The organism is Proteiniphilum sp. X52, from assembly GCF_003712195.1.
GTDB lineage: Bacteria > Bacteroidota > Bacteroidia > Bacteroidales > Dysgonomonadaceae > Proteiniphilum.
The window spans coordinates 14,676-26,866 of record NZ_RDSD01000004.1 but is presented as its reverse complement, the minus strand read 5'-3'; the positions used below and the strand labels follow the sequence as shown (position 1 = coordinate 26,866).

Annotated in this window: 12 protein-coding genes; 5 read left to right on the top strand and 7 right to left on the bottom strand. The window is 45.6% G+C overall.

Going from position 1 to position 12,191, the window contains the following annotated elements:
- Positions 1–7 precede the first annotated feature (7 nt).
- On the bottom strand, positions 8–859 hold the full coding sequence (locus D7D25_RS04980) for a DUF2764 family protein (protein WP_148038854.1): 852 nt from the start codon (positions 857–859) through the stop codon (positions 8–10).
- Positions 860–905: 46 nt separating this feature from the next.
- Entirely contained in the window at positions 906–1,493 is a 588-nt protein-coding gene (locus tag D7D25_RS04975; protein ID WP_122967869.1) for a hypothetical protein, read from the bottom strand.
- A 503-nt stretch (positions 1,494–1,996) separates the two neighbouring features.
- Here D7D25_RS04975 and D7D25_RS04970 point away from each other — a divergent pair.
- The 5 genes from D7D25_RS04970 to D7D25_RS04950 all read left to right on the top strand — a co-directional run bounded on the left by D7D25_RS04970 (position 1,997) and on the right by D7D25_RS04950 (position 6,390).
- Positions 1,997–3,292 (top strand): MATE family efflux transporter, encoded by a 1,296-nt coding sequence (locus D7D25_RS04970; RefSeq protein ID WP_122967868.1) that lies wholly within the window; start codon positions 1,997–1,999, stop codon positions 3,290–3,292.
- A 56-nt stretch (positions 3,293–3,348) separates the two neighbouring features.
- The gene (locus D7D25_RS17950) at positions 3,349–3,498 is read left to right on the top strand and encodes a hypothetical protein (protein WP_158602543.1); all 150 of its coding nucleotides are present in this window, start codon (positions 3,349–3,351) and stop codon (positions 3,496–3,498) included.
- 302 nt (positions 3,499–3,800) lie between these two features.
- A complete protein-coding gene (locus D7D25_RS04960; protein WP_122967867.1) occupies positions 3,801–4,349 on the top strand; it encodes a DUF3267 domain-containing protein in 549 nt (182 codons plus the stop codon).
- A gap of 120 nt (positions 4,350–4,469) precedes the next feature.
- On the top strand, positions 4,470–5,546 hold the full coding sequence (locus tag D7D25_RS04955; protein ID WP_122967866.1) for a DUF3810 domain-containing protein: 1,077 nt from the start codon (positions 4,470–4,472) through the stop codon (positions 5,544–5,546).
- 142 nt (positions 5,547–5,688) lie between these two features.
- Positions 5,689–6,390, top strand: a complete 702-nt coding sequence (locus D7D25_RS04950) for an SGNH/GDSL hydrolase family protein (RefSeq protein ID WP_122967865.1) — start codon at positions 5,689–5,691, stop codon at positions 6,388–6,390.
- Between the two features lie 29 nt (positions 6,391–6,419).
- Here D7D25_RS04950 and D7D25_RS04945 read toward each other — a convergent pair whose 3' ends face one another.
- The 5 genes from D7D25_RS04945 to D7D25_RS18760 form a co-directional block, all read right to left on the bottom strand.
- Entirely contained in the window at positions 6,420–7,781 is a 1,362-nt protein-coding gene (locus tag D7D25_RS04945) for a fimbrillin family protein (RefSeq protein ID WP_122967864.1), read from the bottom strand.
- Positions 7,782–8,206: 425 nt separating this feature from the next.
- The gene (locus tag D7D25_RS04940; RefSeq protein WP_122967863.1) at positions 8,207–10,930 is read right to left on the bottom strand and encodes an alpha-L-rhamnosidase; all 2,724 of its coding nucleotides are present in this window, start codon (positions 10,928–10,930) and stop codon (positions 8,207–8,209) included.
- A 355-nt stretch (positions 10,931–11,285) separates the two neighbouring features.
- The gene (locus D7D25_RS18765) at positions 11,286–11,813 is read right to left on the bottom strand and encodes a TlpA disulfide reductase family protein (RefSeq protein WP_122967861.1); all 528 of its coding nucleotides are present in this window, start codon (positions 11,811–11,813) and stop codon (positions 11,286–11,288) included.
- Positions 11,791–11,946, bottom strand: coding sequence for a hypothetical protein (locus D7D25_RS17945; protein ID WP_158602542.1), 156 nt, complete (start codon positions 11,944–11,946; stop codon positions 11,791–11,793). Before D7D25_RS17945 ends, D7D25_RS18765 begins: the two co-directional genes overlap by 23 nt.
- A 7-nt stretch (positions 11,947–11,953) precedes the next feature.
- Positions 11,954–12,169 (bottom strand): PLD nuclease N-terminal domain-containing protein, encoded by a 216-nt coding sequence (locus D7D25_RS18760; RefSeq protein ID WP_122967860.1) that lies wholly within the window; start codon positions 12,167–12,169, stop codon positions 11,954–11,956.
- Between the last annotated feature and the right edge of the window lie 22 nt (positions 12,170–12,191).

The window sequence follows — 12,191 nt, the reverse complement described above, 5'->3', positions numbered from 1 at the left end:
TTCAATGTCAGATATCTTCCGGTTTCTGTATCTCATTTTTCAACTGTGTGATCAGTTCCCGGAAAACACGCTCCCCTTCTTGGGCGTTCAGGCTTACCCACCGTTCCAATATCCTGAGTTTGCAAAGATAAGCGAAGATATATTCGATATTGAAATAGTCGAACAGGGTGTTGTCGTCTAACCAGTCCCAGCGGAATTTATCGATCTTGCGTTCCCTCTCGTAAATATCGGGCTCTTCGGCTATCCGCAGGATGTCATCGTAATAATCGAGTTCGCGGCTGATGCCGAAATCGCGTGCATTGGCATTTTCTCTGATGAGGTTGGCGATTTCGTTGTTTCCGACAACCACCTGGCTGACATCCATTCCGTATTTCCTGGCGAAGATTGCGGCAAGGATATTGCCGATGTTGAGATTCATTTCGAACCATGCGGCGATCAGGCTGTTCCTCACCTCCATCCCGTAGTCCGCATATAAAGAACTGATAAGATCCTCCAGCGTTTTCAGGTGTCCGGGTATCTCTTCATCGAGCCAAGCCCTGACGGCCTTTTCGAAATAGGGCGGTACCTGCTCGTTCTCTGTGGTATCTCCCTGTTTCACCTGCCGGATCACCTCTTCCAGCTCGGCACGTGAGAGTATTCCCTTCTTTTCCAAGTCACTTTCCTTCTTTTCCAGCAACCGGAAAAGATTGTCGTTGTCGTAAGAGAGAAAATAACTGTGTAAGAGCTTTTTATCTTCCGGTTCAAGGGCTTCGTCGAGCATCTCCCTGAACTCCTCCACGGAGAGGGGTAGTTTCATGCTGTCGAAAGAAAAGTCGGGTAACCCGGATATGAAATAGTAATATTGATTCTTGAAAATCATAGGCAAAGCCAATCTCCTGAAAGAGATCGATGAAAATTTTCAGTTTCTAAAAAAGAAGTTGCTGGATCTGGGGCCGTAAAAATTCCCTGAAATAGTTGACAAACTCTTCTTCCCCGAATTTTACTTTGTAGGAGCCATCTTCGGGTGCGAGGGTGAACCCGGTTTTGATGCCGTTCACCGATTCGATCTTTAACCCTTTGTCCAGTAGGTTTTTCGCATGTGAGGCGATATAGGATTTCAGTTCTTCCGGATTTTCCACACCAACGGTCAGTGTGTCGTTCTTCGACCAGTTTTGTACCAGTTCCACAATTAATTGTTGCATGAAAGTTTTGTCTTCCACGGCTGTTTTTACCTGGGTTGTGGATAACTTGTCGGTCATCAGGTTGATGATTTCCGTTTTGAGTGCTTGGGAAGATTGGGTAGCATAGAGTTTCAGTTCCGCTTCGGTGTTTTTTTTCAGTTCCGCGCTCTCCTTTTGGGCCGAAGAAAGCATTTCTTCCGCTTTAGCACGCGCGGCACCCAGTATTTGTTGCTCCTGAACCCGTGCCGCGGCAATAATTCTTTCGGCTTCTTCTTTGCCTTTTTCCACGCCTTCCGCGTAAAGTTTTGAGGTAAGTTCCTGAATCTTATCCATATATTAGTTTGTAAAGAGTTCTTCAAAAAACGAAACACCTTATTTATATCAATAGGGTGTTGATTATCAATAATTTTACTATTCAAGTAAAGTGAATTCACAAATTTACAAAAAAGAATGTATAATTACTGCTTTATCATTTCAAAAAAAATAGAATCTTTTATTAAAAATGGAATTTAGCTTGTTTTCTGAAATGAAAATGATACCGTTGCTACTGTTTTGGATCTTTTGACAAAGATATGACATGAAGAGATTTCCTGTCACATTAACTTCCCGAAACGAAAGATTTGCATCCTGAACCGCATAAAGCCACTACCCGGCTGTTCCAATTTAGCTTAACGGAAATATTCATTCCCTTCGGGTGTGTAATGATTATTTTAAACATGTCGGTTTCATCTTGTTTTTTGCCCTTTTCCGCGCCTTCGAATTTTCGTGGACAGGGTAAAAATGATAATGGCCGGTAAAATTGGGGAATATCGTCTTTTTGACGTATTTTTGCGCCAATGGACAAAAGAATCTTCAGGCTTGCCCTTCCCAATATCATTACCAATATCACTGTTCCCTTGCTGGGGATGATTGATATTGCCATTGCCGGCCGGCTTGGGTCGGCTGTATATATCGGAGCCATCGCACTGGGTGGCAATATCTTTAATATGATCTACTGGAACTTTGGCTTTCTGCGGATGAGTTCCAGCGGTTTTGCCTCCCAGGCGTTGGGAGCCCGGAATTTCCCGGAGGTGATGAATGCGTTTGTCCGTTCGCTGGCGATCGGCCTGGGGGCAGGTTTGCTGATCATATTGTTGCAATATCCTATCGGGTTGTTGGCTTCAAGCCTGATACAGTCCGGGCCCGAATCCACGGGACATGTGATGACCTATTTCCGTATCGTGGTATGGGGCGCGCCGGCAGTGCTGGGGATGTATGCCTTCAAGGGTTGGTTTATCGGTATGCAGAACGCAAGGATCCCGATGGTCATCGCCATATTGAACAACCTTCTGAATATTGTCCTGAGCATCCTTTTCGTGTTCGGCTTCGGGATGAAGATCGAAGGGATCGCATTAGGAACAACACTTTCACAAGTTATCTCGCTGATGGTGGCGGCCGGTTTCTGGTGGAACTACTATCGCCGGTTACGAAAATACATCCGCAAAGAGACTATTTGGGACAGGCAAGCCATACGGGAGTATTTCAGGGTGAACAGCGATATTTTTGTCCGTACTTTTTTGTTGACCATGGTGACTACCTTTTTCACCTTCGCCTCTTCAGGAATGGGAGAGACCATATTGGCTGTGAATGCTTTGCTGATGCAGTTCTTTATGCTGTTCTCCTATTTCATGGATGGCTTTGCCTATGCGGGTGAAGCGTTGACCGGACGGTTTTATGGGGCAAAGAACCGGGAGTACCTGCAATGGATGATCCGCAGGGTCTTTTTCTGGGGATTGGTAGTGAGCCTGGCTGCCGTATTGATCTATATGCTCTTTCCCGATCCGATATTGCGAGTCATGACCAATGACCTTTACATTATCGAGCGCACCAAAGATTTCATGTTCTGGACGGTGCTTATTCCCGTTGTCGGTTTTGCCGCATTCCTGTGGGACGGCATCTTTATCGGGGCGACCGCTTCGGCCGAGATGCGCAACGCGATGATCCTTTCGTCTATTGTCTTTTTCGCCTCCTATTTTGTCATGACTCCATTATGGGGAAATAACGGTCTTTGGCTGGCGTTTATCCTCTACCTTTTCGCGCGAGGCGCCACGCAAACATTGTGGGCGAAGAAAGCGCTACGATTTGAAAATTAGAAATTAAGAGTGAAAAACGAATAGTGATTTGATGATCTGGCCCTGTCGATGGTCAGGTGCTGACAGGTAAACTCGACAACGGACTGACTTACTACATCCGTGAGAACAAACTACCTGAAAACAGGGCTGATTCCCACATCGTACAGAAGGTCGGCTCCATTTTGGAGGAGGAAAACCAGCGCGGACTGGCGAAAGCCACTATGTGAAATCGAATATGATTGAAGAAGAACTGGCAAAAGCAGATTTATCCTGTAAAAACAACTGGTTGGATTTCAGTTTCTTGTCGTTGGTCAGAAAATAGTCGGCATTGCAATAAATAGATGATGCAATTTGGATAGCATCAGGAGTCCGCAGGGAATAGTCTGCCCTAAGGTATGGAATGAAAAAATCGTTTTTACATACCTTCTCCTTATTGAAAAAAATGATAAATATTGACTCTCTGACCGGAATTATGGAGTAGAAACATTATTTTCGTGCTGCATAATTTTGAGTATCTATCATTTTAACAATGGAAAATTTTGACAATTACGAAAAAGAGAAGAAAACGATCAATATATATACCGCAAATGGAGTGGCCCTGGCGATTACCGGTATGGCCGCGGCACTGTTTGGTATTCCTTTTTACTTTATCTGGGGCTCGGCATTCTCTCTCTCGCTACAGCAAAGCCTGTTATTCATGCTGTTGCTTGTGGTGGGTATTATCATTCATGAACTGATCCACGGTTTTTTCTTCGGGTTGTTTGCCAAAAACGGGTTTAAAAGCATCCGTTTCGGGGTGATGTGGCAGACGCTTACACCCTATTGCCACTGCAAAGAACCGCTAAAGATAAAGCATTACTTCCTTGGGGCGTTGATGCCGGCGTTGCTGCTCGGGGTTGTCCCGGTTGTTATCTCCCTTTTCAACGGCAGCGGACTGCTGCTGATATTAGGCGTTTTTTTTACGGGCGCCGCGGCGGGTGATTTTATGGTGGTGTGGATTCTGAGAAAGGAGCATCCGGAAACTTACGTGCAGGATCACCCGTCGGAAGCCGGTTGTCATGTCTACCGGAAGAGGTAGTTTGTGCAGGGTCAGTTGTGGATTTAATTCCTCTTTATTCTTTCCCGATTCTGTGTCAATTCTGAATATATTCGACAATGATATATAGAGTTTTAGAAAAAGAGCCGTATTTTTGATAATATGATTTCAAAACATGGATATAAAGTGCAGAAGCGGCAATTCGCGCTTTTGCTGATAATTTCAGTTGCATTGTTCGCGATCATCTTTCTGTTCAGCCTCAGCGCGACACTTTCGGAATGGTATATGCGTGGGGTTTATCCTATTCTGGCTGCAATACTGTCCTTTATTTCGAACCTTTTTCCCTTTTCATTGTACGATATATTCCTGGTCGTGGCGGTGCTGCTGCTGATAAAGCTGGTCGTGTTCACCATTATACGCAAAACCTCTTTTTTGAAGTTCCTTTTTTTGTTGATCCGGTTCGTTACGGTCATCGTCGCCTGGTTCTATTTCAGCTGGGGGATTGCTTATTTCCGGGAAGATTTCTACGATCGGACCGACATAACGGAAATGACATTCGATCCGGAAATTTTCAGGGATTTTGCCGTCCGGTTTATTGCCCGGGCGAACCTTTGCTATACCGATTGTGCAGATTTGGACAGGCAAGAAGCACGGCGAGAAATCGAGTTGTCGTATCGTAGGATGCATGGGATGTTAAGAATAACTTATCCCAACGGGAAAAGGAAACCCAAGCCGATGATGTTCGAATCGGTCTATTCGAAAATGGGTGTTTCCGGCTATTTCGGCCCCTTCTTTAATGAAATCCATGTGAATGACTATGGCCTTAATTTTGCCTATCCGTTTACTTTAGCGCATGAAATGGCGCATCAGTTCGGCATTGCCGCCGAATCGGAGGCGAATCTGTACGCATTTGTGGTCTGTAGCCTTAGCGGTGACGAAAAGATCCGATACAGTGCGTACCTCTCCACGCTCCGGTATGTATTGAGCGATACACGCAAGTTCCTTCCTGATGAATATGAGTCGCTGGTTTCATCCATCCGGCCGGAGATCATTGCAGACCTGCGACGAAACCGGGAACATTGGCTCGCGGCGAGAGACGAAGCCTTGTCAGAGGTTCAGGACAGGGTATATGATGCTTATCTGAAAACTAACAAAGTCAGCGCAGGGCAGGATAATTATTCTCAAGTAGTCGGCTTACTTATTTCTGTTGATGATATTTTCACCGAGTGGCCGCTATAATCATTCTCTCCCAATCTCCCCGGTCAACACTCAAATGGGGCTGACTTCAAATAAATCGATGAACGTTGTTTGGAATCAGCCATTAAATAATTATTTTTGACATTCGAAAACGGGATTCAATACAATTAAAAATATAAACAGGATGAATGTGAAAAAATTGTTTCTTGCATTGTTATTTGTGATGAATGGTATATTGTGTGCGGAAGCCCAGGACTGGGCGAACTTGGAGCGGTTCAGGGAAGATAATGCGAAGCTGGGACCCGCGAAAGCATGTGACGACCGGGTGGTCTTTATGGGTAATTCCATTACACAGGGGTGGAAAGAAAGGGTACCTGAATTTTTTGAGGGTCGCCCCTATGTCAACCGGGGGATTAGCGGGCAGACCACACCGCAGATGTTGCTCCGTTTCCGTCAGGACGTGCTTAATTTATGGCCTAAAGTGGTGGTGATCCTGGCCGGAACCAATGATATTGCCGGCAATACTGGCCCGTCGACACTGGAAATGATCGAAGACAATATCCATTCCATGACGGAATTGGCACAAGCGCATGGCATACAGGTGGTGTTGTGCTCGGTTCTCCCCGCATACGACTATCCCTGGCGCCCCGGTTTGGAGCCGGCTCCCAAAATTGTGGAATTAAACAAACGTGTCAAGCAGTATGCCGGCACACGCGGGGCTGTCTATTGCGATTTCTTCTCCGCCATGGCCGATGAACGGGACGGCCTGCCTAAAGAACTCTCCGAAGACGGTGTCCATCCAAACAAGGAGGGATATGCCATGATGGGGCCTTTGGTAGAGAATGCCATTGCACGGGCGTTATTGATGTGGAAAGAATTCAAATAATCACAATTTCACTTCTGCACACCCGTGATTTACGGTTCTGGACCGACCCATTGGTAGTCTTTGATATCCCTTAACCCTGGCACACGATAGTAGGTTTCAAGGTCTCCTCTGATCTTTACCTTTTTATTGAGATTATCGGGATTTTCCCTTAGATTTACCGCTGCTCTGATATTTCCCGATCCCAATTCCACCGGAATCATTTTATCGGTATCGGTCTCATCAGGGGCGTCCGCCAGGACGATGTTGCTGTTTGACGCTTCAGAAACATCGGGAGTAAAGTGGTTCATACTATTGCCCGATGTGGATCCTGCAATGAAACCTTCTACCCATACTCCTGTCTTGCCCTGATTTGTTTGTGCCTCTGCCACAGTGAAAGGTTTTTTCTTCGACCCCTTGATAATGGGGGGCGTTTCACTGGTACGCTCTGTTCTCACATTTGCGGACGGTCCCTCAATCCATGCCGTGATATTGCTTTCCGTGACTGCTACTATTCTTTCGGTGAAAAGTGTGACGTTATAGGTGTATATGGTGGAACTCTCGAAAGCATTGATCTCGAAGACATCAGCCAAAGGAAACTTATAGACTTCGGTTTCCTCTTCATCGAGAACAAACCACAGATTCATTCCTGATAAGTCGGGCTCCGGTAACAGGATCGCCTCGGCAACCGAACCATTGCTGTGAATGTTGACTTTGATATCACCGCGTTCCAAAGCTGAGGAGAGATTGCCGCTAACCAGATCGAAGGTTGCTCGTGTAGCCGCGTTGGAAATGATTACCGAGAGTTCGCTTAGATCGATAGATTGCTCATGGACGATATTCAGCACAATTTTGGATAGTTGATGGGTGAATTGCATTCGTACATTCGGATTTTTCGAATCAAACCCTTTGGCGTTGTCAGAATACATCAGGTCAATGCCTGCCTGTACCGACTGGTCAGTCAGATCAATAGGGAAGGAGAAGTTGTTGATATCCGCGCGATAAGGATAATAGCTAATAAAATCGACAGTAGAACCGTCGAATGGAAGAATAATTTCTTCTGTTTCGTCGGCCGGTTTGAAGGTAGAGGAACCCGCAGTTACATATTTCACATTTTGGCTGATGGCTGAGGAGTTGAGTGGTTGCCCCGCTTTGATCATATAAACGCCAATGGCATCCTCGTTTTCCCATGAAGAATGGGTGGCGCGGGTTTTCAATCCCTCGATTTCCGCGTGTAGTTGAAGGGATCTTCCGGCCTTATCGGGATCTATCGTTTCTCCTTCACACGAATAAAGAATGATGCAGAGTAATGATAACAGTAATAACGAAAAAGAGGGGCGGATCTTTTTTGGCTTTCGATGGAACTTGCCTATTGCGATGTCCCGGTGCGTGAATAAGCTTGATACTCGTTTCATGATGAATACAATTTAAAGATGCAACTTAACTAAGGTAAGATGGTGGTGTGGAATAGATAGAATTAAATAATCAGCAGAGAGGCCAATAATTTGCGATAAGGGAAACAAATTACGCGAAGCGAATAATCCGAATGATACTCAAACGCCGTATCTAAATACCTTACGGCGAAAAAAGACAACCTGCCCGGGCGGGCATGCATATGTAAATCTATCCGTTAATCAGATAAAAGAGAATAACAGTGCAAATTTAGGGAATGCCGGAAAAGGGGCAACTGTTTTAACCAAAAAAATCAAAACAGTTCACCCCTCCCGGTAATTTATATCAATTCTGAATGCGGACGATCAGTCATTTCATCCCATCCATTATGGATTGGTTTGGCGGACAGAGTCGATCATAAAATCGATTTATATACTTGAGAGCCAATTTAAATGCTTGAGAGCCGGTAACTTCCGGAACCTAATTCTATCTCGATGCCGGTTTCGGTTTCCATAACATTCCTTACGCCTTTCCCGGCCGGTGCGGTCACATTCAACTCTTTGGGCAACCGGATGATGGCCGAACTGTTTCCGGGAATGGTGATGTCCCAATGGAATCTCCCGTTTTCTTTCTCCCATTCGCTTTTAATTTCTCCGTATACCGATTTGTAGGAGGCTTTCACATGCGATAATCCTTCGGGGAATTTCGGCTCCATCAGCAGTTTTTTATAAGCCGCACTTTCCGGGTGGTTTTTGATCCCTGCCAGATCCTCATAAAACCAGACAAGCAGATCGCCCAGCAGCATCACGTGATTGGCGGAATTCATCGCCGGATCGGCCGTATCCCCGTTCCACAGCTCCCAGATGGTGGTCGCCCCTTTTTCAATCATGTATCCCCAACTGGGATAGGTGCGGTTGGTGGCGATCCTGTAGGCCAGGTCTACGTTTCCCTGTTCCGTCAGACCGCGCATCAGGTGCTGGATTCCCAATACTCCTGTGCTGACATGACCGTTGAAATCCACCTCTGTCTTGCGTACGATATTGTCGAATAGTTTTTGCTCATATCCTTCGGGAACCAATCCCAAACGAAGCGAAAGGATATTGGCTGTGACGGTATTATTGTCATACAAAGCTGAATCGGCATTGAAAAAACGGGCATTATATGCTTCTTTGATTTTTGACGCCAGCTCCCGGTATCCGGCAATATCTTTCTCATTTGCGGTGAGCAGGGCAAATTCGCTCATCAGCTCCAACAGGCTGTAATACATGGTGGTGCTGAGCACTGCTCCGGCGGTTTTCCTGGCGGGGTCTTGCGAGTGGATGAGTTCCTGCGATTCGGGCGGCATGCACCAGTCGCCGTAGGTGTCTTTGGTGAGGATATAATCCTGCATCGATACCTGTTGAACGCGTTCCAGATAGCGTTTCATGGATGGGTAGTGCCTTCTTATGGGTTCGGTGTCGCCATAGTTCTGCCACAACATCTTTGCCCCGTAGAAATAGGCGGCCGGCCAGGTCACGTCGTCGTTGTAGATTGTCCAGTAGCGCGGGGAGACCACCGAAATGCTTCCTTCCGGGCTTTGGGAGTCATTGATATCCTGTAGCCATTTACTATAGAGGAGCGCATTATTGAATACGAACGCCTCTCCGAAACAGCCGGTCACCCGGTCGCCCAGCCATCCCTGACGCTCGTCGCGTTGCGGGCAGTCGGTGGGCATACCCCTGTAGTTCCCGCGGATACCCCAATAGGCATTTTTGAATATTTGGTTGATGGTTTCGTCGGATGTCTCAAATTGGCCGGTCGTTTCCATTTGGTCATAAATAACCCTGCCGGTGAAGTCAGAGAGCGCCGGCTGATAATCCAGCCCCGATATTTCCACGAACCGGAATCCGTGATAAACGAAGGAAGGCTCCCAGCTGAATTCCCCGTCTTTCACGGGGGTATAGATATCGGTCACCTTGGCACCCCTGAGGTTTGCCATATAGAGTGTCCCGTCGGGATTGAGCATTTCCGCAAACCGCATTGTGACAGGCTGATCCTTTTTCCCGTTTAACCGGTTGATCTTTATCCAGCCTACCATATTCTGTCCCATATCCAGGATAAATTTCCCGTCGGTCAGTGTTGTAATGGCTACCGGTGTGAGTTCTTCCTGTACCCGGATATTCGGATTGGGTTGTGCGGTAAGTGTCCCTCCGGGTGCAGACATTATATCGACCGGTTTCCATGTCGTATCGTCGTAACCGATCTTATCCCATCCGGGAAGCTCCATCCGGGCGTCGTATTCTTCCCCGTCGAATTCGTTATTGGCGATGATGGGGCCCTTGGAGGTGACTTTCCACGACTCGTCGCTGACAATGACATCTGTTGAACCGTCACTGTACTCAATTTCCAACTGTGCCAGTAGTCGAGGCAAACCGAACACCTGGGTTGTAGACTCGCGCATACCGAAGTAACGGCCGTTGCCTAATTTTACGGCCAGCAGATTGCTTTTTCGCTGTATCAGGGAGGTGACATCATATGTGTTGTAATACACTTTTTCGGGATACCATGAAACCGTGGGGGCAAGAACGTCATCCGATACTCGCTTGCCGTTTATATAAGCCTCATAGGCGCCCAACCCGGAGATATAGAGGACGGCGTGTTCCACCTTCTGTTTACTGCCAAAGGGTTTGCGTAGATAACGCACAGCCAGACGGGTATTTCCCTTATCCGTTTCACCCGGATTTGAAAGCGCATTTTCGCCAATCCATTTGGCCTGCCAGCCGGCAATATCGGGTAGGGCCATCGACCAATGGTTGATCTTGCTCCAGGCTGTTTCTCCCTGATTGGTGGTCACTTTTACCCGCCAGTAATATACTTCTCTGGGAGAAAGTGTTTCTCCCGTATAAGGGATAAGGATGGATTCATCGTCAGTAACAACCCCCGAATCCCATGACAAGTTGTTTCCTTTTTGCAGATCCAGCTCCGATCGGGCCACCTGAATCTGATAGCTTGCCTGCTGCAAATCTCGATGATTTGAGGTGATCTGCCATGAGAATCGGGGCGTCGATGTGCTCACTCCCCGGGGATTCTCCTGCATTTCTACTTTCAGGGAATCCACCTTGACCGTTCTTCCCTGACATCCGGCCATGAATATGGCCAGGCTAACTGCAATTAAAAAATAAATGTGTTTCATATTGATTAAGAAATTAGAAATTAGAACTTAGAACTTGGAACTTAGGACTTAGAACTTAGAACTGGGAAGTTAGGAATTACCAATTCCAATTACCAATTACCAACATCTGCTTATCCGTTATTCAAATCACATGATTACTTCACAGGTACTTTGCCCAATCCCTCTGTTTGTGTAACAGAAAAACTGCCGATTGTAAAAAAATACAAAACAGGAAGTAATATAAGTGCGCCTAATGCCCAATACCAAGCCCTGTGTACTTTCTGCTTGTTTTTTGTTTTAATATATATCATTATCAATACCCATAGGAGCAATAACGAATATATGCTGAGTATAGCTATCTTCATATTTTAATAAGTTAAAGGGTGAATAAGTTAAAGGGTGAGTGTGGGTTCCCTGACAGGTTATTTTTCTCCGATCGCAGACTGTCGGGCCTTAGTGACAGCATTCTAATGGTATCTTGAACCTTGGTGTCGAAGAGTGTTGATGCCCCATTGCTCGGTTTATTTTTATTGAAACGTTTTTTTAAAAAGCTCTCGCAGTTGCTCAAATTACCCATAAAGATTTTTCTTGAATGATCATCCACTATGATAATGGTTGGATAGGCTTTTATCCCCAACTTTTCCGCATCCTTTCCTCTGATAACGAAAGATGGCAGATTAATGTTCCTCTTGTTTAAAACGTCAAATAGGTTTACGGAGTCATTAAAAGTAACACCCAATGTATAAAATTGGAGATTAGGGATCCCCTTATAGTTATCAAACAATTCCTGAAAGCGGGGTAATTGTTTAAAACATGGACCACATCCATCGTGCCAGCAATCTAAAACCAGTATTTTCCCTCTATTTTGGGATAATAAGGTCTCATTTCCGTTTATATCGGTCATATAAACATCCTCCGGTTATAAATGGATCTTTCGTGTCAATATCTTTATCTTTGTCGTATTTCTTCAGGTAGGCAGGAGCGCCCTTGGCGTTGGGTGTTCCAAAAGGCAATCCTGCCCTAAGAAATAAGAACAAAGTTTTCTTAGTTTTTCCTATTATGCTTCCGTTGACTATTCCTATGAAAGAGTGAAACCTGAAAGTAATAAATGGAAACCCCAAGAATTGGAAAAAGAATAATGACCACTATCCATAAAATCTTCATTCCATGCGAATATTGTTTCTTATTTATTAAATCCCAAATAGCTAAACCATCAATGATAATCACCAAAGGAATGAGAAGTAAACTCCAATCTGTCATAATAATTTTATTAAACTTTTTA

Bases quoted from the DNA above. Each gene is read 5' to 3' on its own strand.
- D7D25_RS04980 (WP_148038854.1), bottom strand. From the start codon at position 859: ATGATTTTCAAGAATCAATATTACTATTTCATATCCGGGTTACCCGAC.
- D7D25_RS04975 (WP_122967869.1), bottom strand. From the start codon at position 1,493: ATGGATAAGATTCAGGAACTTACCTCAAAACTTTACGCGGAAGGCGTG.
- D7D25_RS04970 (WP_122967868.1), top strand. From the start codon at position 1,997: ATGGACAAAAGAATCTTCAGGCTTGCCCTTCCCAATATCATTACCAAT.
- D7D25_RS04960 (WP_122967867.1), top strand. From the start codon at position 3,801: ATGGAAAATTTTGACAATTACGAAAAAGAGAAGAAAACGATCAATATA.
- D7D25_RS04955 (WP_122967866.1), top strand. From the start codon at position 4,470: ATGATTTCAAAACATGGATATAAAGTGCAGAAGCGGCAATTCGCGCTT.
- D7D25_RS04950 (WP_122967865.1), top strand. From the start codon at position 5,689: ATGAATGTGAAAAAATTGTTTCTTGCATTGTTATTTGTGATGAATGGT.
- D7D25_RS04945 (WP_122967864.1), bottom strand. From the start codon at position 7,781: ATGAAACGAGTATCAAGCTTATTCACGCACCGGGACATCGCAATAGGC.
- D7D25_RS04940 (WP_122967863.1), bottom strand. From the start codon at position 10,930: ATGAAACACATTTATTTTTTAATTGCAGTTAGCCTGGCCATATTCATG.
- D7D25_RS18765 (WP_122967861.1), bottom strand. From the start codon at position 11,813: ATGACCGATATAAACGGAAATGAGACCTTATTATCCCAAAATAGAGGG.
- D7D25_RS18760 (WP_122967860.1), bottom strand. From the start codon at position 12,169: ATGACAGATTGGAGTTTACTTCTCATTCCTTTGGTGATTATCATTGAT.